At 31.1% G+C, this 23,515-nt stretch carries 25 protein-coding genes; 2 read left to right on the forward strand and 23 right to left on the reverse strand.

Features of this window, described 5'->3' with window-relative positions; genetic code table 11:
- A partial coding sequence (locus BN350_RS18680) for a fructose-6-phosphate aldolase (RefSeq protein WP_044600202.1) occupies nucleotides 1-617 on the reverse strand: 617 nt, incomplete at its 3' end.
- Between the two features lie 15 nt (nucleotides 618-632).
- Entirely contained in the window at nucleotides 633-3,044 is a 2,412-nt protein-coding gene (locus tag BN350_RS06950; RefSeq protein WP_028042946.1) for a glycyl radical protein, read from the reverse strand.
- 183 nt (nucleotides 3,045-3,227) lie between these two features.
- Between BN350_RS06950 and BN350_RS06955 the strand changes: the two genes are divergently transcribed.
- Nucleotides 3,228-4,124, forward strand: coding sequence for a glycyl-radical enzyme activating protein (locus BN350_RS06955; protein WP_028042947.1), 897 nt, complete (start codon nucleotides 3,228-3,230; stop codon nucleotides 4,122-4,124).
- Between the two features lie 17 nt (nucleotides 4,125-4,141).
- On the opposite strand, the gene BN350_RS06960 is transcribed toward BN350_RS06955, so the two are convergent.
- The 15 genes from BN350_RS06960 to BN350_RS07035 form a co-directional block, all read right to left on the reverse strand.
- Nucleotides 4,142-4,504, reverse strand: coding sequence for an HIT family protein (locus BN350_RS06960; RefSeq protein ID WP_028042948.1), 363 nt, complete (start codon nucleotides 4,502-4,504; stop codon nucleotides 4,142-4,144).
- Nucleotides 4,501-5,253, reverse strand: coding sequence for a DeoR/GlpR family DNA-binding transcription regulator (locus BN350_RS06965; protein WP_028042949.1), 753 nt, complete (start codon nucleotides 5,251-5,253; stop codon nucleotides 4,501-4,503). The genes BN350_RS06960 and BN350_RS06965 overlap by 4 nt, the downstream gene beginning before the upstream one ends.
- 214 nt (nucleotides 5,254-5,467) lie before the next feature.
- Complete coding sequence (locus BN350_RS06975; protein ID WP_028042951.1) at nucleotides 5,468-6,670, reverse strand: class I SAM-dependent rRNA methyltransferase; 1,203 nt, start codon at nucleotides 6,668-6,670, stop codon at nucleotides 5,468-5,470.
- A gap of 121 nt (nucleotides 6,671-6,791) precedes the next feature.
- Nucleotides 6,792-7,151: a hypothetical protein gene (locus tag BN350_RS06980; RefSeq protein ID WP_028042952.1), complete on the reverse strand. Its 360-nt coding sequence runs from the start codon at nucleotides 7,149-7,151 to the stop codon at nucleotides 6,792-6,794.
- A 59-nt stretch (nucleotides 7,152-7,210) separates the two neighbouring features.
- Entirely contained in the window at nucleotides 7,211-8,050 is an 840-nt protein-coding gene (locus BN350_RS06985) for an HAD family hydrolase (RefSeq protein WP_028042953.1), read from the reverse strand.
- A gap of 137 nt (nucleotides 8,051-8,187) precedes the next feature.
- Complete coding sequence (locus tag BN350_RS06990; RefSeq protein ID WP_028042954.1) at nucleotides 8,188-9,006, reverse strand: tyrosine-protein phosphatase; 819 nt, start codon at nucleotides 9,004-9,006, stop codon at nucleotides 8,188-8,190.
- Nucleotides 9,003-10,286: a PTS sugar transporter subunit IIC gene (locus BN350_RS06995; protein WP_028042955.1), complete on the reverse strand. Its 1,284-nt coding sequence runs from the start codon at nucleotides 10,284-10,286 to the stop codon at nucleotides 9,003-9,005. The genes BN350_RS06990 and BN350_RS06995 overlap by 4 nt, the downstream gene beginning before the upstream one ends.
- 16 nt (nucleotides 10,287-10,302) lie before the next feature.
- Nucleotides 10,303-10,599 carry a PTS sugar transporter subunit IIB gene (locus tag BN350_RS07000; RefSeq protein ID WP_044600180.1) on the reverse strand — a complete coding sequence of 99 codons (297 nt, stop codon included), beginning with the start codon at nucleotides 10,597-10,599 and terminating at the stop codon, nucleotides 10,303-10,305.
- Nucleotides 10,596-10,916 (reverse strand): PTS lactose/cellobiose transporter subunit IIA, encoded by a 321-nt coding sequence (locus tag BN350_RS07005; RefSeq protein ID WP_028042957.1) that lies wholly within the window; start codon nucleotides 10,914-10,916, stop codon nucleotides 10,596-10,598. Before BN350_RS07005 ends, BN350_RS07000 begins: the two co-directional genes overlap by 4 nt.
- 12 nt (nucleotides 10,917-10,928) lie before the next feature.
- Nucleotides 10,929-12,833 (reverse strand): BglG family transcription antiterminator, encoded by a 1,905-nt coding sequence (locus tag BN350_RS07010; protein ID WP_028042958.1) that lies wholly within the window; start codon nucleotides 12,831-12,833, stop codon nucleotides 10,929-10,931.
- A 93-nt stretch (nucleotides 12,834-12,926) separates the two neighbouring features.
- Nucleotides 12,927-14,354, reverse strand: coding sequence for a family 1 glycosylhydrolase (locus tag BN350_RS07015; protein ID WP_028042959.1), 1,428 nt, complete (start codon nucleotides 14,352-14,354; stop codon nucleotides 12,927-12,929).
- Between the two features lie 268 nt (nucleotides 14,355-14,622).
- Nucleotides 14,623-15,297: an exonuclease/endonuclease/phosphatase family protein gene (locus tag BN350_RS07020; RefSeq protein ID WP_028042960.1), complete on the reverse strand. Its 675-nt coding sequence runs from the start codon at nucleotides 15,295-15,297 to the stop codon at nucleotides 14,623-14,625.
- Between the two features lie 16 nt (nucleotides 15,298-15,313).
- Complete coding sequence (locus BN350_RS07025) at nucleotides 15,314-15,565, reverse strand: hypothetical protein (protein ID WP_028042961.1); 252 nt, start codon at nucleotides 15,563-15,565, stop codon at nucleotides 15,314-15,316.
- Between the two features lie 26 nt (nucleotides 15,566-15,591).
- Nucleotides 15,592-16,410 carry a metallophosphoesterase gene (locus BN350_RS07030; protein ID WP_028042962.1) on the reverse strand — a complete coding sequence of 273 codons (819 nt, stop codon included), beginning with the start codon at nucleotides 16,408-16,410 and terminating at the stop codon, nucleotides 15,592-15,594.
- 39 nt (nucleotides 16,411-16,449) lie between these two features.
- A complete protein-coding gene (locus BN350_RS07035) occupies nucleotides 16,450-17,148 on the reverse strand; it encodes a metallophosphoesterase (RefSeq protein ID WP_028042963.1) in 699 nt (232 codons plus the stop codon).
- Between the two features lie 118 nt (nucleotides 17,149-17,266).
- Between BN350_RS07035 and BN350_RS07040 the strand changes: the two genes are divergently transcribed.
- Nucleotides 17,267-18,148, forward strand: a complete 882-nt coding sequence (locus tag BN350_RS07040) for a helix-turn-helix domain-containing protein (protein ID WP_028042964.1) — start codon at nucleotides 17,267-17,269, stop codon at nucleotides 18,146-18,148.
- Nucleotides 18,149-18,154: 6 nt separating this feature from the next.
- Here the strand turns inward: BN350_RS07040 and BN350_RS07045 are convergent, their stop codons facing one another.
- The 6 genes from BN350_RS07045 to BN350_RS07070 form a co-directional block, all read right to left on the reverse strand.
- Nucleotides 18,155-18,679, reverse strand: coding sequence for a metallophosphoesterase (locus BN350_RS07045; protein WP_028042965.1), 525 nt, complete (start codon nucleotides 18,677-18,679; stop codon nucleotides 18,155-18,157).
- 13 nt (nucleotides 18,680-18,692) lie between these two features.
- Nucleotides 18,693-19,502, reverse strand: a complete 810-nt coding sequence (locus BN350_RS07050; protein ID WP_044600181.1) for a Cof-type HAD-IIB family hydrolase — start codon at nucleotides 19,500-19,502, stop codon at nucleotides 18,693-18,695.
- 170 nt (nucleotides 19,503-19,672) lie between these two features.
- On the reverse strand, nucleotides 19,673-20,521 hold the full coding sequence (locus BN350_RS07055) for an MBL fold metallo-hydrolase (protein ID WP_028042967.1): 849 nt from the start codon (nucleotides 20,519-20,521) through the stop codon (nucleotides 19,673-19,675).
- Nucleotides 20,518-21,918 (reverse strand): PTS transporter subunit EIIC, encoded by a 1,401-nt coding sequence (locus BN350_RS07060; protein ID WP_028042968.1) that lies wholly within the window; start codon nucleotides 21,916-21,918, stop codon nucleotides 20,518-20,520. The genes BN350_RS07055 and BN350_RS07060 overlap by 4 nt, the downstream gene beginning before the upstream one ends.
- A 92-nt stretch (nucleotides 21,919-22,010) precedes the next feature.
- On the reverse strand, nucleotides 22,011-22,838 hold the full coding sequence (locus BN350_RS07065) for a PRD domain-containing protein (protein ID WP_028042969.1): 828 nt from the start codon (nucleotides 22,836-22,838) through the stop codon (nucleotides 22,011-22,013).
- 15 nt (nucleotides 22,839-22,853) lie between these two features.
- Nucleotides 22,854-23,327, reverse strand: coding sequence for a PTS sugar transporter subunit IIA (locus tag BN350_RS07070; RefSeq protein WP_028042970.1), 474 nt, complete (start codon nucleotides 23,325-23,327; stop codon nucleotides 22,854-22,856).
- Between the last annotated feature and the right edge of the window lie 188 nt (nucleotides 23,328-23,515).

Raw genomic sequence — 23,515 nt, forward strand, 5'->3', positions numbered from 1 at the left:
ACTGCTTTTTCAATACTTGGATTCTTGAATATTGTTTTTAAAACATCGACTGGTGCGGTAATCGCATGCGCTCCATAATTGAATGAGTCACGCACTTGCTGAACACCTTTAAAGCTGGCTGCAACAATCTTTGTATTGTATCCATCCATGACAATACGACTTGATAATTCATTGATGAGTTCCATAGGATCACTTCCCAAATTTCCAATACGATTCACATATGGTGCAATATAATCTGCTCCGGCTGCTAATGCCATATAAGCCTGCATTAAATCATACACGGCAGTTGCTGTAACATGAATGCCTTCTGCTTTTAAGATTTTAATTGCTTTCATTCCTTCATAAGAAACTGGTACCTTTACATATACCTGATCATCAATTTCTTCCAAGATACGATGAGCTTCTTTGACAATTGTTTCACAATCCTTAGAAATCACTTGTACATGTAAGCTTCTTTCTTTTCCAATAATGCTTCTGATTGCTCGCATATGATCAAAAAAGTTTTCTGGACTTGTTCTTTTGACAATTGAGGGATTGCTTGTCACCCCCACAATTGGCATATGTTCGACTGCATCCTTAATTTCTTCTAAATCAACTGTATCAATAATAAATTCCATTTTCATTTTCTCCTCTTATAAAGTTTGTTCAGTTCTTTCAATGATATCATCTTGTGTTGCTTTTGATAAAACATTGAAGAATGCTGAATATCCGGCAACTCTGACAATTAAATCACGATGTTTTTCTGGATGAACTTGAGCATCCAATAATGTTTCTCTATCAACAACATTATATTGTACATGATAGCCATGTAAACGATTAAAGAATGTTTTCAGCATCATCTCTAATTTCATTTTATTTTCATCTGTTGATAACATCTGAGGTGTCACCTTTTGATTTAATAAGACACCACCAGTAATCTCATGCGTTGGTAATTTTGATACTGATTTAAAGACCGCTGTTGGTCCACTCTTATCCATTGCATGAGCTGGTGAACATCCTTCTGCAAGTGGAGTACGGGCTTTACGACCATCTGGTGTTGCCATTGTACCTAATCCTTGTCCTACATTGGCAGATATTGAAGATGTTCCTGCATAACGGATACCCCCAATAGGTCCTCTTTGATATCTTGTATTTGGGTATTTCTTCATTTCTTCTATATATGAGTTATAAGCATCAACAACCAACTGATCAACATAATCATCATCATTTCCGTATTTAGGAACATCATTGATCAGCATTTTTTGAATTCTTTGATTGTCTTCACCTTCAAAATTATTTTGCATAGCATTCCATAACTGTTCAGGTGTTATTTTCTTTTCTTCATAAACCAATTTCTTAATAGCTGCTAGACTGTCTGCCATATTGGCAATTCCAATCTGTAAACCAGAAATAAAATCGTAGATTGCTCCACCTTCTTTGATAGTCTTTCCTCGACCAATACAATCCTGTGTCAAAGCTGAACATAAGATATCTGGAATTTCTCTTTCACCTGCCAAGTCAACAGCATTCTCAACAATCACAGAAACTCTTGTTAATTCTCTAATTGCTTTATCCCAAGCAGCCTGCAATTCTTCAAAAGACTTCATATCTTTAAAATGTCCACTACCTTCAACAAATCGCTTTCCTGTTGTTAAATCAATACCATCATTCATCACACATAGTAAGATTCTTGGGAAGTTCAAGTATGACATACCTGTACAACGATATCCCCATTTCCCAGGAACAGCAGTTTCTACACAGCCAATAGCTGAGTAATTATAAGCATCTTCTTCTTTAACACCTAAATCAATAAATGAAGGAATAATGATTTCATCATTATTAAATGCTGGCATTCCTGTTCCAAGTTTCATGACTTCAACTGCTTCATCTAAGAATTCCTGAGGCATTCCATTATAATATCTGACTGTTAAGTTTGGTTGAGGAAGTCTTGTCTGTGCAACTGATCTCAAAACCAGATATGATAACTTATTAACTGCACATTTTTTATCAGATGTCTGTCCCCCAATTGTAACATTCTGATACATTGGGCTTCCTGCACTACTGAATGTATGAGCTTGTGAACGGACTTTATTAATTGTTAGTGTTTTGATCCAAAGATTTGTGAGTAATTCAACTGCTTGATCTTCTGTGATCATTCCTTTATCTAAATCATGTTGTAAAAATGGGTAAACATATTGATCAAAACGTCCATATGATAAGGAATGTCCATTAGATTCAATTTGTAAAATCAATTGAATAAACCAAGTCGATTGAACCGCTTCATAGAATGTTTCAGCAGGTTCATAAGGAACCTTATCACAGATTCTAGAAATCTCTAATAATTCATCTTTTCTCGTTCCTTCTGCCTTGTCAGCCAATTCTTTTGCCAATACGCTAAATCTATGAGCATATGTTTTCACTGCTTCAATAACAGTTAAGACAGCTTTATAGAAAACATATTTATCAATATTTTCAGGTTTACATAAATCTAATTCAGATTTTAATTTTAAAACTCTTTCTTCATACCCTTTTAAACCAATCTGTAATACTGTTTGGTAATCAACTGCCAAATGGGCATCTCCAGAATTGAGTTTTCCTTCCATTCCTAGTAATCCGGTAGACATGATGTCTTTGACTTCATCGGGAAGTAATGCATCCCCTCTTGATCTTAAATTATTATTTTCCCAAAATGGAGCAATAGAACGAAGGTCTTCTTTTGTTTTTTCAGTGATATAGAAAACATCTCCATCTCGTTTTTCAAACAAATCCAATTCATTGATAACGAATTCCAATGTATATTCAGGAAAGATTGGAGCATCTTTGTTAGAAGCTGCTTGATTCCCTACAATTAATGTTTCATCTTCAATATAGATAGACATCTTTTCTAAGATATTCTTTAACATCAATGCACGTTTCATTACAGCAGGCTGATTTTGATGTTCTTTATAAGTTTCAGTAACCAATAAAGCTCTTTCAGCACAAATATATGGCTTCTTTTCTAAGACTTTCTCTCTAAACTCATTCATCCTTGGTGTCAAATCACCAAAATGCTCTACGTTTTTCATAGTTTTCTCCTCCATTATTTCATTTGAAACTTTTGTTAATTTCATTTACACATCTATCATAACACTTTTCACTTTAAAGTCAATATATATTTCAATGAAATTATATTTTAGTTTCATTTGAAATATATTATTTACAATATGAAAAGAAAATGATATGATAACTATGGTAAAGGAGCTATAATTATGAACAAAGGAATAATTTTCAATATACAAAAGTTTAGCATTCATGATGGTCCTGGCATCAGGACAACTGTTTTTTTTAAGGGTTGCCCATTAAAATGTCAATGGTGTTCCAACCCTGAATCACAATTAGACCATATTCAAATTTTATACGATTGTGACAAATGTATTCATTGTCAGCAATGTGTTCATGTCTGTCCACATGGTGCCCTCACCCATCAAAATAATCGTATTCTCGTTGATGCTAAAAAATGTGTCGGTTGTTTAACATGTGTCCATTCCTGTCCTCAGGATGCTCTCACACATGAAGGTGAATATAAGGAAATTGATGAGATTGTAAAAACATGTTTACAAGATAAAGATTTTTATGAAGAATCAGATGGAGGTGTGACAATTTCTGGTGGTGAAGGAATGAGTCAGCCAAGTTTTGTCAAAGCCCTTGTCAATAAGCTAAAAGATGAAGGTATTCATGTTGCGATTGAAACAACAGGATATATTCAACCACAAATCTTTCAGGACTTAGCTCCACTCTTTGATCTTTTATTATTTGATGTCAAACACTATGATAGTGAGCAACATTTCTTAGGTACTGCTGTGCATAATGACCTGATTATACAAAATCTTCGATGGGCAATTGATCAAGGTATTGAAGTTTTACCAAGAATTCCTGTCATTCCTGATTTCAATGCCTCATTAAAAGATGCCAAGGGACTTGCCAAATTATTGCAGTCTGTTGGTGCTAAACGTGTTCAACTTTTACCTTTCCATCAATTTGGTGAAAAGAAATATGAGTTATTAAATCGTGATTATCATCTAAAAAATAAAAAAGCCCTCCATAAGGAGGACTTACAAGACTACCAGAATATCTTTCTTGAACAAGGTCTTGATTGTTTTTTCTAGGAGCAGTGCTCCTTTTTTTAATAATGCATTCTTTCTGGAATGACACCTCGAATACCACCTTTAGGATCAGCTGTATCCCCCTGATATCTTGGAATCAAATGAATATGTAAATGCATGATAGATTGACCAGCCATTTCACCACAGTTCATTCCAATGTTATAGCCATCAGGATGATATTGGTTATCTAGCATATGTTTTGCATCATCAACAAGTTGGAATAATTTCATTCGTAGATGCTCATCAGCTTCAAAAAAATGAGTCACATGTTTCTTTGGAATAATTAGCATATGTCCAGCACTCACAGGATTTTCATCGTAAATCGCATAGCCAGCATCATTTTCTAAAACAAATTCTTTTCTTTCACAGAATAAACAACTCATGGATTCACCTTACAAACTTCAATATTCTTTCCAAGGAGGTATTCTTCAATCTCGCTAGGAATATCTGAATCTGTATAAATACAATCGACATCTTCTGTTCTTAATAAATTGACAACACCTTTTTGATGGAATTTCACTGAATCAGTCACAATAATAACCTTATCAGCCTGTTTTGCCATATCTCTGACAGCTTCACTTCTCATATAATCATTTCCTGTAAAGCCAGTTTCCTTGGTAAACCCATCAGTTCCTATAAAGAGTTTATCAACATAGAACGCTTCAGCACATTTTCTTGTAATGGGTCCAACCATGACTTGTGATTCATTTTGGTATTCCCCACCAAGTAAAATAATCTTAACTGTCCCTATCTTTCTAATATAATCAGCAATAAATGCAGAATTGGTAATTAAAGTGACGTCTTTTCTTGTTTGAGCAATTTCTAAAGCTACCAGTGCACAGCATGATCCAGATTCAATCATCACAGTTTCACCATTTTGAATGCTTTCTACTGCTTTTTGTGCAATTCTTTGCTTACTATCATAATGGTATGCCAAACGATTATTGATATCATCACTATCATTTAATGTCGCATAGCCATGTTCTCTAATGATAATGCCACTATTTTCTAATGAAACCAAATCTTTTCTAATCGTAACCTGAGAAACATCTAGCAATTCAGATAATTTTGTAACTTCCATTTTCTTATGTTCTGTCAATAATTCTAATATTTTTGAATGTCTTTTATTCATTTTATCACTCTTTTCTTCTATTAGAATAGCACATAAGACTTTCATTTACAACAAAAATAACTTTCATTTAATTTAATTTTATCATAAAATGAAACTAAAACATATTCTTTTTGATAACCAATATCTTCTTTTTTATGAACATATACTTGACATTCATAAACATGTATAAGAATAGTTAAAAGGTGATAGATCTTATGTCTATCACCTTTTATAGTTATATAATCTGAAAAATATAGAATTTCAAATATGAAGTTTCTTCCATTGTCCATAAAATCGGATGATCATGGTTTTGTTGTGTCACAGATACTTGTTTGAGTGTAACACCAACTTCATGAGCCGCTTCTCTTAGCATTTTCTCAAAGTTTGCAGTTTCCATAAAGCGTGAACAACTACATGTAATCAAATAACCACCCTTGCCTAATAGTTTCATAGCCTGCATATTGATTCTTTTATAGCCATTGTAGGCATGATCAATGGTTCTTCTTGATTTCGTAAATGCTGGGGGATCTAAAACGATAATATCAAATGCACCAACTTGACATTTATCTAAATAATCAAAAACATCGTCTTTTACAAACTTGATTCTGTCTTCTAAATGATTAAGTTTAGCATTTTGATAACCTTGATCCAATGCTGTTTGTGAGACATCAACAGCAACAACTTCTTTAGCATCTCCATAAGCCGCATTTAAAGCAAAGCCACCAGTATGACTAAAACAATCAAGAACTCGTTTACCATGTGACATCTTTCTAAGTAAGAACCTATTTTGCTTTTGATCTAAAAAATAACCAGTCTTTTGACCATTCTCAACATCTACATGAAGTTTTATGCCATTTTCCTCAATGATTGTCGTAGTTGGTAAATAAACATCTTTATAAAAGCCTTTTTCTAATGGAAGTCCTTCTTTTGCACGTACCTTGATATCATTTCTTTCATAAATACCTTTCACATTTTGTCCATCTTCCCTTAATACTTCCAATAATAATGCATAGATCATATCTTTTCTTTGATCTAATCCATATGAACTGATTTGAGTAACTAAGAGATCATTATAACGATCTACAGTTAAACCAGGTAATTCATCTGCTTCTCCAAAAACCAATCGACAATTAGATAGATTATCTTTTTCTAAAGTTTTACGAAATTCATATGCAAACTGAATTCTTTTCTTAAAGAACTCTCTATCAAATATTTCATTTTCATCTTTAGATAAGATACGTACTGTAATATGACTTTCTTTAGAAAGGAAACCACTTCCCATATAACGTCCTCTGGTTGTTATAATATCAACAATTGCTCCATTTTCTACTTTTTCGTCAAGATTGACAAGATTATTCTTGTACATCCACATTTGTCCCTTATCTAACCATTTTTCACCTTCTTCAGAAATAATAACTTTTGGATATTTTCTATTCATTAATTAACCTCACTGTTTCTTCTTTTGCATTTATTCTACACTATTCCTTCTTTACACACAATAACAATTTCTGTTCATTCAAACAAAAAGATATCCTAACTCAAGGATACCTTTTGCTTTATTATTGAAGCATATCGTCTTGCTTTTCTAGAATAGCTAAAGCTGCAGTGCAAGCAGGACAATCACAATACTGTGCTCCAGCTGCTTTGATTTCTTTTGCATGTTCTAAAATGCTTGAAGCCAGTTCTTCTCCAAAATGGGCCTTTCCTGCATCAGAACCAGAAAAACCAATTAAATTATCAATTGTTACAACATCTTCTTTTAATTCTGCAAGATATTTTTCTGTTTCTTCAACTTCAGTTTCTGTTCCAATAGCATCTAGCCACTTTTGTGCAGCATCTTTTGCTTCCTGAGAGCATGGTGCCGCATTCATTAATTCATGTGTTTTTTCAACAACATAATCTAAAACTTCTTTTTTCATAAATATGTCCCTTCTTTCTATTTATATATTAACATAAATGAAACAATAGAAAAACAGTCTTATATTAATTTCAAATATTGGAAAGCATTATATATGCCATCATCATTCACATCTGTAGCCACATAATCTGCAGCAGCTTTGATTTCTTCACCACCATTTCCCATTGCAACATTAAATGCACAACATTCAAACATTGATAAATCTATCTTGGCATCACCAAATGAAATCGTATCCTTTTGATCAGCACCTAAATAATCTAACAACACTTCAATCGCATGTTTTTTGGTAATCCCAGCTGGTCCTAAATCACCATATAAAGCCACTTCACCTTTACCACCCCAAGTATTAGCAACAAGATGAGGAAATTCTTTTTTAGAATCCAAATGATCTTGATATGAACTCAAAATAAAACTAATCTTATTCACATCATCACGATACAAATCTTCACCTTTTAAATGAATATAACCTTTCATGATCTCTTCTGAAACTTCTTTCGCCTGTTCCAAATTTGCGCCTTTCCCTTGGGCATATTTCATCATCGTAGATGGTCCTTGTTCTAGCATATAATCATTACAATACATTCCACTATTAGCCTCTAAACAAACTCCCAAACGTCTTTCATTACACCAGTCAACAATAAGTTTGACATCTTCTTTGGTAAGTCCTTGATGCATAATCACTTTTCCAGCATCTTCAACATAGGCACCATTTCCGCCTATCATCCCATCTAAATCACAAAGATTCCTTTGTTCAATCTCTGCTTTTGAACATCCTGTACAAATATAAACTTTGTGTCCATTTGCACGAGCCAAGTCAACTGCTTTTGCAGCTGAAGCAGGTAACTTTGTTTCATAATCAATTAATGTTCCATCAACATCTAAAAATATTATCTTACTCATATGTTTTCTCCTTATATATTTGTTTTATAATTTCATTATATAGAAAACATAAATGGAAAACTATTCTTTTTATTAAATCAACAAGAAAAAAGCGTTTTATCAATGCAATATCACATTCATAATAGCGCTTTTCTGTTTTATTGTTCTAAAAAATTATGTTTTATTTTTTCTTTTTTTTCTGGTGTTACATTCAAATATTGTTCTAAATAGTTGGGAATTGTTCCTCCTAATTTTATCATTTCATCAATAGCTGCATCAAAGTAAGTTTCTTTTGTTTGCATGAGACCTGATAAATATTCCAAAACAAATGGATTATCAGTATATTGACGATATTCATTCATTCTTTTTTCATTTCTTAAAGCCATACATTCTTTTGTTAACATGTATTCTTCTTTCACTTTATCAATACTGACATCAAGAATAAATAATGTTATCATGGCAGCAAAACCAGTTCTATCCTTTCCACCTTTGCAATGATGTAATAAGGGTAAATTATTTTCATCAGTTAACAACTCAATAAACTCACTATACTTTTTATTAGCATATGGACTATTCACGAGTTCACGCATTTGGTCACTCATCTCTTCAGAACGTGCCTGTAACTGTGCTCTTCCTTCTGATGTACTTGTGATTTTAATAAGTGTATCTATTTTCTTTTGATCATCAACAATATTACCACTGGCTAAGTTAGCGACTTCTGCATTGGGTGATAAATACACCTCTTTAACTCCTTCAATTTTCACATCAGGTGCTTTTTCTATCTCCTGTTTTCCTCTAAAGTCAACAATTGTTTTGAGTCCTAATTCTTCTAAATATTTAACATCACATAGTGTTATTGTATTTAAAGCATCAGAACGAATCATACGATTATAGCGTATACTTTTTCCAGCAGTATTAATGATTCCACCAATATCACGTGTATTAAATGTTCCTTCTAGTTTAATTATCTTTGTCATGAAGCATTTCCTTCTTTTGCTTGTGATTCATTTAATGCTTCTTCAGCACATTTACGTTTATCTAAAACTTTAAAGAATGGTAAATAAAGGATAAAGATAGCAATCATTTGAATAAGTTGGACAACTGCTCCTTGCCAACCAGCTGCTAAGAAACCACCAATGAGAGGAGGAGCAACCCATGGAACAGCAATGCTGACAATAGACATAAATCCGATTTTAATAGCAAAGTAAGCAATCAATAATGAAATGACTGGAGCAAGTGACATTGGAATGAGGATAATTGGATTAAAAACCATTGGAATTCCAAATTTCATGGGTTCACTAATTCCAAATAATCCTGGTACAACCGCAATCTTTCCAACTGCTTTTAATTGTTTTGATTTTGACATAAAAGCTAACATTGCTGATAATACACAGTGTCTTGGTCCTTTAAAAGCCTCTAAGAAATAAGAATTCACAGCATTTGTTGCAGGTAATCCAGCCGCTACATTTGAGGCATTTTCAATAGCACCTGGCATAAACAATGTATTATTGGCAGCACTTGTTACATTACTTCCATGAATCCCAAAGAACCAGAAGAACTCACCTAACAATGCCAATAAAACCATAGCCCAGATAGAATTTCCTAAACCTTCTAGTGGTGCCTGTAAAACTGCATAAACTGCTGAATGAACATCACCATATGATGTCATAGAGAATACTGCACCAATCGCAATAAATACTGCTGCCACGCCAATTGCTGGTATCAATGATTCAAAAGAGGCTGTTATCGCTGGTGGAACACTGGCAGGCATCTTGATTTTTGGTCCTTTTTCTACCAATAGATAGAATAAATATGTAGCTAGCAATGCCACGATGATACCAACGAACATCCCTCTAGATCCTAAATATGTTGTTGTAAAAACTTTCGCTGCTTTTTCACCAATCATTGCATCTGTCATAGGCGTCACAATGAAGAACGATACAACAGAGACTAAGACAGCATTCAATTGATTGACTTTTAATAAACGTGCCATATCAAATGATAATGCAACAACCAAATAAATTGTAATAATATCATTTGTCATTTTTGATCCTATTGTAATAATTGAACCAATTCCTGAACTTTCTAAAAATGCTAACCATGGATCAATTGGTAAACTAATTAATAAAGTGACAATTGATCCAATCATGATCACTGGTAACAATCTTGCCATACCTGAAGCAATTGTTTTGACAATTAGGTTACCAGAAAACTTACTCACTGCTTTACTTAATTTTTGTGCAAAAGTTTTATTCATTATATTTCCCTCCCATTTATTTTACTTTTTCTAAAACCTCTGTTAATACTTTCTCCCCATTCATCATCCCATAATCCATCATATCAATCGTAAAGACTGGTATATCTAAATCTGATGATAAATCTTCTAACTTATGAGCAATTTGTGGTGCCAACAACAAGACATCAGAATCTAATTGTTCAAAAATATTATCTTCCCCAACTGCTAATATTTCGATATCTAGATTCTTTGCTTTGGCAGCATCTTTCATTCTCTGAACTAACATACTGGTAGAAAAACCACCAGAGCATGCCAATAAAATTTTCTTAATCATAACATTTCCTCCATTTTTTTATTTAATTCCTCTGCATAAACAACCATTTCTTCAACCATGTCTCGAATAGCCATTGCTGTCATGAGATGATCTTGCGCATGAACCATTAACAAACTGATTTCCTGTTTTTCCCCAGAGATTTCTTTTTGAATCAGTTTTGTTTGTACATCATGGGCTAAAATCATTGATTGACTTACTTGTTTGAGTAGTTCCTTAGCTTTTTCAAACTCACCTTTTCTTGCTGACTTTAAAGCCAATAGAGACTTAGAACGTGCATCTCCAGCATTTAATATAATTGTCATAATTTCTTCTTCCATAATATATACTCCTTACAAAAACTCTTTTATAAACACTGTCAATTTCTGAAATGTGTTTATCAGTTCTAATTGTTTAATTTTATTACTATCATTCATCAATTGAATTAAGAAATCACTGATTTCCTGATGAAGCAGTAGATGTCCTTTTTTCACATTAATAACAAAGATGCACTTGACTTCTTTATTATGAAACACCGTTGGCTTTTTAAGTAGAATAACACCAACACTATCAATATTTCCCATTGGCTGAAGACTGTGAGGAGAAGCTATTCCTGTATCATAAAGTGTCGAGAAGCGTTTTTCTCTTTCCAATACAGACTCTTCAAAACCCTTTTTTGCATATCCTTTATTGACCATTTGTTTACACATCTTGGTGATTAAATCAAGATAATCCTCACTTTCAACAATCCAAAACAAGTCTTCATAGAATAAATCCTGTAATCCTAATACATTATTTTTGTATTGTTCTCCAGAGAAAATAATTTCATTTTTAATCTTATGAAAATCTTTCTCATCAAAATTCTGATGAATGACAACAACTTTATTTTGACCTTTTTTTAGTCTAACTGGCTCTGTTGAAATGATTAGTTCAATTTCTTCCATATCATGTTTTTCAACAGACATATGTGGAATAACCATAATATTGGCAAATGGAAAATAAGATTGAAGTTTGGTTTTCATGAGGAGTGTTGAACTTTTCATACTATCGGCAATAAAAACAATCTTCTTTATACTCTGCATCTTTGCTTGATTTTCTCTTTCAATATGAGTTGCAAAATGTAGAGCTAAATAACCAATTTCATCACGCGATAACTGATAAGCCTTCAATTCTTCATGATAATCTATAAAACGCATAGCGACCAAAAAAGCATTCATATACTGAACAGAAACAGATTTGACTAATGAATCACTTAATGTTAATCCATATGTAACACGCATAATTAATGGATGCAAATGCAATAATAAACTCTCTTCTAAGATTGTATCTTCACTGAAATTTGTATCAAAATCTTTATCAACTTTTATTAAAGCTTCTCGAATGGATTTTACCAGTTTCATTTTCTGATTCAGGGGCACTTTTTCAGAACTGGCTTTTCCAAAAATTTGTGATGCAACTAAATCAATTTCATCATTCGTGATTTGAATTGAATATTGATTTTCAACGAAGGAAAGTAATTCTCTAGTCATCGCAAATATTTTAGAATCAATAAGATTTTTATTAATTTGAATTTCATTGATATAGTTTTTCTGTAAAATTCTATAAATCAGAATCTTTAAATGAAACAATATAGATTCTATAGCATTGTTTGTCATAATAATGTTATATTCATTTAATAAAGATACAAATTGATCAGTTACCTTATCAAAATCTAACTGCTCAATGAATTCAAAGAACTCTAAATGGACATTTTGACTTTCAATGACTTTTCTACTTACTTTAGACAACATCTGTCTAATATCTTTTTCATTCCCAGAAACTTTCATGCCATAATGTGAACGAGATTCCAACTGTAAACCATTTTCCTGTAATTGCTTCTTCACATCATTTATATCATTGATCACTGTACTGCGACTGACATCTAGAATTTCCGCAACCTGATTAATAGAAATAAATCCAGTATTCTGTAATAAGAGGAACAGAATCAATGATATACGATAATCTTTTTTAGCAATTCCCTGCTGGAAATCATGATCAAGATGTTGTAAATAGGATTGATATTTCATATGATCTGTAATCTGTAAAAAATATCCTCTTTTACTAACAGTAATAATTTGAAATCCATTTTTATCCCCTTCATCTCTTAACTCACTTAAAAATTCTCTAACCTTTCTTTCTGAAAAACTTAGTTGTATTTTTAATTCTTCTAATGTCACAATATCCTGAGATTGAAACAAATCTAATACTTTTCTATTCACATGACCCATCTCCCAAATTCATTATAGCATTGTCTCTGCTGACACAACAGTTTGAAATACGCATAAATAATTTGTCGAAAACTGCACTAATCACTATAATTGTTTCGCATTTTCTCTAATAATCTCTTGAAACCATTCAAAAGATTTCTTTTGATGTCTTGAGAAATCACCACTTCCATCATCTTGTTTATTCACATAAATAAAGCCATATCGTTTTTTCATTTCACCAGTCGTTAAACTGACCAAATCAATAGGAGCCCATGTTAAATAACCAAAACATTCTACATGATCTTCTAATATTGCTTTCTTCATTTCACTAATGTGTTCCTGCAGATATGTTATGCGATAATCATCCTGAATACTGCCATTTTCTCCAATTGTATCCACAGCTCCTAAACCATTTTCAGTAATGAGAATAGGTAATCCATATTTATGATAAGTATAATTCAAGATATAACGTAAGCCAATTCCATCAATAGCCCAACCCCATTCACTTGTCTGCAAATAAGGATTTTGAACGTTACCAAATATTGTCTCTTCCTGATCATCATCACCAGTATATCTTGCAACACTTGACATATAATAATTAATCCCAATGAAATCTAATTTTCCCATATGAAAGGCTTCTTGATCAGCTTCTGTTATCTTCAAAGCAATACCCGCCTCTTGATACTCTGCTAATTTATAACTAGGGAATTTTCCCTGAGTCATTGCATCAATCTGATAATAATCTTTCTCCATTTCTTGGAATGCGTTTATAACATTGATAGGATTACAGTTTCTTGGATAGACAGGTGTCAAGCCAAATACACACCCCACCTGATTAGTGGCATCAATATAATGCGCTAATGCAACTGCTTTGACACTTGCTAAAACCATATGATAACTCATAGTCGCAATCATCTGCGAAGGATTTTCCATTCTTGAATATTTGATACCTGTTATCATATATGTAAACAAATCTGAATTCTCAGTTTGGGGATCAATATGATTCATTTCATTAAAGGTCACCCAATATTTCACTTTTCCTTTTAAGGATTTCATAACTGTTTCACAAAAATGTAAATACAAATCAATTGTTTTTCGATTCATCCATGAATCATACTTCTTCACAATATTCATTGGCATTTCATAGTGATACAATGTCACAATCGGTTCAATGTGATACATATGTAATGTATCTATGATATCATGATAATAGTCTAAACCTTTTTGATTAGGCTGTTCTTCATCACCTAAAGGAAAGATTCTTGACCAGTCAATTGAGATACGCAATGCCTTTAAACCAAGTTCTGCCAAGAGTTTAATATCTTCTTTATATTGATGATAAAAATCAATACCTGTATGAGATGGATAAATTTTTCCTTCTTCTATCTCATCTGTCACTTCTCTTTCTTTTTGATAAGACCCTGATGTTACATAATCCATAATGGCTGGACCTTTTCCATCAATATTCCAATTACCTTCTATTTGGTTAGCAGCTAAACTGCCACCCCATAAAAAATCTTCTTTTAATTCCATATTTTCCTCCTTTTCATCTTAAACATAAAACAACTAGCTTTGATAAAATGAGTTTTTATTCATTATATTTTAGGGGAGGTTTAATGATTTTTTCATTTGTATCTTGCTGTTATATTGAAATTCACTCCTTTCCTAATTTCATTTTCTCATCATTCTGTTAGATACAAAAGTTTAAATAATGTCAAAATATTTTGCATAATTTAAACAAAACAAAAAAAGATAGATTTTATATCATCTATCTTTCTATATCATTTTAATATTTATAATTTTAAATACGAAATATGAATTGTATTCCTGAATGATCAGTATGAATTGAATTTTGAGTCACTTCATCTATATATGTTATCTGATAGTCTTTTAATTGATCAAAAAGAGTTTGTGAAACAAAGATATGATCTAATTTCTTTCCATTCTTTTTTTGATCAAAATAAGTATAATGTGGCTTCACATTTTCTTCTTTTGAACATAGTTCAAAATAACCATAGGTCTTTATTAGATAGCCTAAATATGCATGATTATCTGGTACACTATTTTCTGATTGATAGTCAAATGCAGCATTAAAATCACCTACCAAAATAACATTTTGGTTTTCTAAATCTTCTAACCTTTTCAATAATAAAAATCTTAAGAATGTTGAATAGTATGGAGAAATATGAATATTGATTAAACTGATTTTTTTGTTTTGATAAAGAATATGTTCCTCCATCCAATATCCAGACCGAAACTCCCACCAGGGAAAATATTCTAATGACAATTCATGAACACGATCATTACCTTTATATTCTATAATATAATCTTGTGATTCTTTATTTAATATTTTTGTAATAGCCAAATGACCAGTCTTTAATTCTTGAAATGCATATATATCCGCTTCATATAAATTCATATATTCTTGACTAAAATTTCTATGCAAATTTTGTGTGATTATTTTTAATTGACCCACATTATCCTCCACTCTATCAATCTTCTTTACCTAAACAATACCAATGCAATTGAGAAGGAATGAATTCAAATCCATTCTCATATTCTTCAATGTCTTCTCCTACATTTGTGAAAACTATAATTTTGAATCTTTCGTCCCATTCCTTAATACTTATGTCCTTCGTTATTTCTAAAAACCTTTTTTGTACATTTCTTTCAGTATTATAGATACCTCTATATTCAACAGTTTCATCTTGCTTTGTTTCTTTAATAAGAAAATACATTTCCATTATCATATACCTCATTAACTGTGTTTCTAGTCAACAATATCAGGCAATAATCTTTCTACCCATTGACCATCTTTCTTATATATTTCTAAATACTGATGATGATATATTTTAAGAAGATTGAGTTTGTTTGATATTTCAACTGCGCTATCTAAAAAAATTTTATTTTTATATCTATATATATCATGAAAGTAAGTATCATTTTTTATTCCACTCGTTCCTACATGTCCTGCAATAATAACCTTGTCTAATTGATCAGTAAGATTAGCTGGATACTGCATCAAATAATCATCAATTGTACTTGTTTCTTTCCATAATTCATGACATCCATCAAGTATATTAATTCCTGCATGAACAAATATACAATCTTCATTTTCATAATAACAAGGTAACTTTGAAACCCAATCAATGAGTTCTTGATGATGTTTTAAAATGTATTGGCATCTCAATCTTTTGATATTTTTACCAAGTTGTTCAAGATTATGACTTTGCATATAAACCTGTTCATACATTTTTTCTCTTTCATTCAAAGGAATAAAACTTTCAAGTGTATCATCATCCGGTTCTACATATGTTTGTAAGATACTTTTTCTTTGATGAAGATAATCACATAGCCATTGTTCATGGTTTCCTTTTAAAACAATGACTTGATGAGGATAAACGAGTTGTAAATCATAAATATATTGAAGTGTATGATATGATTCTGTTTTCGTAGTGCCATCTACATAATCACCTAATAAGATCAGAATATTCTCTGAATCTGAAAAATCAATATGTCTCTTTATCGATTCATCCAACAAATCAATACGTTCATGTATATCTGAGACAACATAATATGTTTTTTCCATCCTGTTTCCTCTTTTCTATCAATTGCAAATAAAATCATATTATACATAAAACTCTTCCATTGTATCCAAACATAGACAGGCGAGTTTCCCTGTTTCAAAACACGCCCCACTATCCATAACAATATATTGATTATGATGATAAATCTCAGGTTTTCCTGTAATAGAAAGTGTTGGAGTATGTCCAACAATCATATAATGATTTGAATCTTTAAAATAAGGTATCTCATAATCAGGACGTTCCCAAACAAAATCATCCACACTATGATCTTCTAATTGAATACTTTCACTATGATTCCCTAACCCTGCGTGTACCAACAAGAAATATTGACCATTCACTTCAACTTCTTCATAAGCTGTAAACTCCATTAAGTAATCAATAATATCTTCCTTTTCTAATGGGGATAATTGTTGAAATTGCAGTAGAGTTGGATAGCCCCCATTTTGTATCCATTCATATAAATCCAGCATCTTATCATCATCTAAACTCTCAAAGATAGATTCAACTGTTTCTTGAATGAAAGCAGGAAGACAACGCATGGCCATGAGTTCATGATTACCAAATAGAGGGAACACATGAAAACGATTCATCATATCTTGTAAAATACGTATTGATCCTTGACCACGATCAATCACATCACCTATGATATAAAGTATATCTTCATCTGTAAAATGTATTGTCTTAAGCATTTCTATATACTTATCATACATACCATGAATATCACTCATGACATAGATCATAAACATTCCCTCCTTATGAAACATCATTGTTTTCAATAGATAAATATATTATACTATATGCGCATAGACACCACAAGAAACATTATGTTGCCATAAATCAGCAAAAAAGGAGATAACAATGGAAACTCATAGTTTACAACTTAATGAAATTGAACTAGCTAAAGATATTAAAGAAAAAATAAAAGAACAAAGAGAAAAAAATCATATCACACAAATAGATATATCAAATAAACTTTATAAAACAAGACAATATTTTAGTAATATTGAAAGTACAAAAGGAGACAATGTAATGAAACTTCCTTTACTCTTAGATTTTATACGCATATGTCAAATACTTAATATCAATCCTGATTATTTATTAGGATTTCAGCCTATTAAAAATACAGATATTCATAAAGTGAGTCACTTTATGAATATGAGTGAAGAGTCTATTGTTCAACTCAAAAATGAAATAAAAAAACGTGAATTTATTGAATACCTGTTAAAATCAGATGAATTAGATATTATTTTAAATGAAATACCTCAGTTAAAGATAGAGACAATTGCTTATATTCGACCTCTCTATACAATCTATACTGAAACTATTATTCAATCCATGAATAAGCATTTTGATAAATTTGTCACTCATCATTTTTATACAGATATTACATATAATCGTGTGCGAAATTTTATTGATTCTTATTATACAGAAAAACAATTTAACTCTCAAAAAATAAGTTTACTTCTAACTGATGAAGGATTCACTTACTATAATCATTTATCATTAGAAAAATATGATAAAACTTTTGACTGTTTAGATTTCAATACAAAGAAGAAACTTTTTCTGGATACTTTTGTAGAAGATTATTTAGAATTTAAAATGAAGGAATTTGAACATCTGAAAAGATGGGAAAATATCAAAGAAACATTACCAGCACTTATCAATAAATATATTGATGAAAAGATTGCTGAATTTGATCAGCAGGCAAGGAAATATGCTCAAAATCATAAAAACCAATGAGAATCATTATGTCTCATTGGTTTTTTCAAAAAATCTTATGACTTCATCTGTGGAAATGGGTTTCAATGCATTGGCATCAACACCTACATCATATCTTAATATACCTTGTTTTCTCATTTCTAAATTATACTCTTGAGTATTATGCTGATGTCCATGTAAGTGAATACCACCTTGAAAATAATGAGGCCACTCCAATAATGGATAATGCATAAGAATAAATTTCTTTCTATTATATTTGATAATCTTAAAATCGCATACTTCTTCAAATAAATTTTCATCATATGCCAAATCATGATTACCCCTTATTAATATTTTCTTTCCTTTTAACTTCTTAATAATCGCATTGGCTTCTTCAACAGGCATCTTAAAAAAGAAATCACCTAATATATAAACAGTATCTTTTATTTGAACTGTTTGATTCCAATAATGAATCAGTGTTTTATTCATGTCCTGAATATTATCAAATGGTCGTTCACACATTTTGATAATATTATCATGTCCAATATGTAAGTCACTAGTAAAATAAATCATCTTTTATCCTTTCTTATTCTTGAGGAAATAATTGTTTCAATATCTTTTCTAGTCCCTGATTTTCAATAGTATCACAAATCAAATTTGCACAATCTTTTAATTCATCACAGGCATTTCCCATTGCAACACCAACCTCACAGAATTTTATCATTTCTATATCATTCATACCATCACCAAAAGCATAGGTATCTTTTTGAATCATATGATAGTAATCTAAAACCTTTTGAATACCTATCGCTTTTGAAAGTGTTGGTGAATAGAATTCAAAAGCATTCTCTGTTCCATGCTGATCGAAATTAATCACATAGCCAAAATCATTTTGAACATATTCTTCTATTTTCTTCCTATCTTCATTTAAGACATTAGCTTCGATTTTAATCGTTCTATGTAAAACTTCATCTCTATCAAAATCTTGAATAAACTTATCTGCAAAACCAACTTCTTTAAAGAAGGTATACAGTTCTTGACTTTCCGGTTTGATATAAACATGTTGTGCTGTTTCAATCATATAATCACAATCCATTTTTTCCAGCATATTAACTGTTTGTACACATAATTGATAATCCATAAGTTCTTCATAGATGGACTGTCTATTAATCTCAACATATCCACCGTTTGCCAAAATAAAGCCATCAAAATCATCACTTTCTAGCCATTGCTGATCTAACATCACTTTTGGTCTCCCACTACATATAAATAATTTATGTCCTGCTTCTTTTAAACGTCTTAATTGTTGTTTCACACCATCTGTTATTTCTTGAATTCCTCTTGAACTATCCACCAATGTTCCATCTATATCAAAGAATAAAACCTTATTTCTCATACCTGATTCTCCTTTTCTTATGTTAATCATAGTGTATTATGAATAACATAAGGAATCAAATGATTTTCATAATCTGAATAAAATATGATGATTAAAAACTCTTATTTATAACTTTTAATAATATAAATAAACCAAATTTAAAAATATATTTATCTTTGCAATACATTTATTTACTGCCTATTTTTATCCTCTCTATAAGAGATATTCCCTTCTTTTCCATCTTCTCTTTGCATTCCATGCTTTCCCATGACTGTTTTCATAGCGCTATAGCCATGATAGATACTTTTTTGAGGAAACATGTTCATCATTTCTGCTGGTAATAAGAGATGTTCATCTTGATGATTTAAAACTTTCTTACATACTTCAATAACATTATCTAATAAATCTTTTGAAGATTCACAGGTTCCATGATTTCTTAAAATGATATCGTATTCATTTTCATATTTTTTTAGTTTTAATAATGATTGATAATATGTTTTGATATCAGTTGAGAAATCTTCTAATAAAATTGTTCCAGGCCCACAGCCATCACCAAACAATATCATCTTTTCTTCTTTTATTAAAAACATCATCATTCCTTGAGTATGTCCTGGTACATGAATAGCTTTGATAGTAATACCACCCAAATCAAAGCAATCCAAATCATGAAGCTGTTTAAAATTTATGGTCTTTTTAGATTGTAACATATCCATGTTAAATTGTGAAAATTGAGTCTTTATAAACTGTTCTCGATATGCTTTTTGACTATGTGCCTCATAGACCTCATGATCATAATCACTCATATAAACATTTTTGAATTCTTGTGCTCCTAATGCATGATCTATATGCCCATGTGATAAGAGTACAAGAATAGGTAAATCACATAGAGATTCTATATAATCTTTTAATCCTTTTAAACCATATCCAGTATCTAGTAAACAACATTTTTCCTGTCCCTCGACTAAATACATAGCAACACCTAATTGATCTTTAATACGGTATACATGTTGACTTATTTTTTCATGTGTAAAATTTTTCATGCTGGTTCAACCTCTTTTTCGCTTTCAAAACCTAATACTAACATTAAAGCGAATGTTACTGTAAATCCAATAGCACAAGCAATCCATCCATGAATTAAACTACCTGTATTTTCACCACTATAAGACAATGCCATTAAAAAGTTTGATGATCCCGCAAAGTAAACTGCAACATTCATAAAAGCTGCATACAATCCTCCAATAAATGTTCCAATCATACTATAAATAAGTGTTTTTCTATACCTAAACATAATTCCAAAAATTGTTGGTTCACCTACACCACCTAAGAATTGAGATATAAAACAACTTAATCCCAAACTCTTTGTTTGTGCATTTTTTGATTTCAGCATCACACCTAGACTCACTGCCATACTTGTGTAAACAGCAACAATTGCTCCAACCAATACTGTATTATCATATCCAATAGTTGTCATAGAAACAATCGCTGTTGTCATAAGTGGTAAATGCATACCAGTAGCTACAATTAAAATATAAACTGCGCCAATCAAGGCAACCCCAAATGGTCCAAATATATCTCTTAGCCACATTAATACCTCTCCAATATAAATTCCTAAAACAGAACCCAAAGGTCCTAAAACACATAATCCAATTGGTAACATCATTAAAATTGTCAGTAATGGCACAAACAATGTACTCACTGCATCTGGTATCCATTTTCTTAAGTATTTTTCTAGGTATGACATCACAAAAGTTATCATAATCATAGGTAATACTGTCGAAGAATATTGAGTCAATGTCATAGGGATTCCATAAACACTAAATGGATTACCTTGATTGACAATATCTACAAAAGATGGATGTAACAGGATACATCCCATAAATAATGCAATCATTGGATTACAGCCAAATTTCTTAGCTCCAGATAACCCAACAAATACTGGGAAAAAGTAAAATCCAGCATCTCCAACAAATGTAAACAATCTAAAAATATCAGAAGATTCACTGACTAAATTAAGCATAGATGGACCAATTAAAGCAACAATCATTTTAATTAAACCAGCACAAATTAAAATAGGAATTATCGGTGTTAAACATCCAGCAATACCATCTAAAATACGATTAACAAATACCTTTATAGAAATTTTTTCTTTCTTTTTGAAATCTAAATTCTCATTGACTAATTCTTCAACTGCAAAGCCACCAAGTTCACATACTTTTGCATAAACCTTATCTACTCCTGGACCAATAATAATTTGAAATTGTCCTCCTGAAAATTGACAACCCATAACACTTTCAATTGATTTTACTGCTTCTTGATCAACAAGGCTTTCATCTTTCATATTAAACCTTAATCTTGTCATACAATGAGTTGCATAACTCACGTTTTCTTTACCACCAATTCTTTCTAAAATAGCACTTGCTAAAACTTCATATTTCATACATTTCACCTTTCTTTTATAAAATTTCAAAATAAAACCAATGCAAAAAGAATGTTTTCTCATTCTTTACACATTGGATAATGCCCTTACGGTTACAATTCCTCTCTTGCATAAAGTCTATTGACATGCAACATTAAATACAATACTTCTTCTTCATTTGGTACCCAATGAAGATCACTTTCTATATATGTTTTTATTTTTATAACACATTGATGCACTATTGGAAATTCATCTTTCATATTTTGATACAATTTCTGATTATCACTTGAAATACTGACTCCAACATCTTTTCTTTTTAATAAATACTGGAGATGAGATATAAATCTTGAATAATTAAACTCATCTTTTCCAACTCTAATATTTAATTCATTTTCAATTATTTGAACAATATCATTAATAATCGTATCATTAAAATCAAAGTCTTCTTGTTGAACCATTGCCTCTGCATTAATAAAGTGTAATGCTATATTTCCTGCTTCTTCTTTAGGAAGATAAACTTTTAATTCTCTCGCAATCATTTTAATTGCTAATTGTCCTATTTCTATCTCTTTTTCATAGAAATATTGGATATCATAGATTAGTGGATTTTTTAAATTCATATTCTTTTGATGTCTTTGAATTGCAAAATAAATGTGATCTGCTAAAGTAAAAACAATATTGTTGTTTAATTCACAGCATATATAATTTCTAGCAATATCTACAATACGTGATGATATTTCAAATATTTTCTCTGGAATTTCACCAATTAATGCAAGATAATTTGAACTGACTCCATAATATGTTCTATCTATAAGACTTAAATCATTTAATTCATAAGGTGTTTTTGGAAATCCAATTCCTTTACCAAAAGCAATTAATTCATGATTGTTATTATCTAAACATATTGCAACATTATTGTTTATTTTTTTGATCACTTTCATGAAATATCCCTCTTTCTATATAAATTGAATAACTTGACTCTCACCTTTAATCACATCATTTACAGCATTTTTTTTTAATTCAAATTGACAATTTTGAGTAATTACCATAGGCGTTATGAAATTGACATCTTTATCTTTAAAGAAATCTCTATCAATCTCCATAATAGCTGATCCTTTTTTTATTTTATCACCTTCATGAACAAGAACTTTAAAACCTTGTCCCTTAAAAGAAACTGTATCCAAACCTACATGAATCAAGATTTCAACACCATAATCAGTGATAAATCCAATCGCATGTTTCGTATGAGCAATCATTGTAATTTTTCCATCACATGGAGCATATACAGTTCTTCCCTGAAATTCAAAAGCAACTCCATCTCCCATCATTCGAGAAGCAAAAACATGATCTGGGACATTTTCAATGTTTATCATTTTTCCAGTAACTGGTGAATATAAGCTTAAATCTTTCTTTTTTAAAAAGTCAAACATTCTCTCATCCTTTCTATATACAAAAAACTTCTTTAAAAACATACACAAAAATAGTATCTACTATTTAAGGTAATGCCTTCAAAGAAGTTACAATCCTTTTACACATATACATTATCACAACAAGTAAGCGCTGTCAATAGTGATTTGATAAAATTCGCATATTGGATTAAATGAAAAATTTAATCCTA

The organism is Candidatus Stoquefichus massiliensis AP9, from assembly GCF_000455285.1.
In the GTDB taxonomy this organism is placed as follows: Bacteria; Bacillota_I; Bacilli_A; order Erysipelotrichales; family Coprobacillaceae; genus Stoquefichus; species Stoquefichus massiliensis.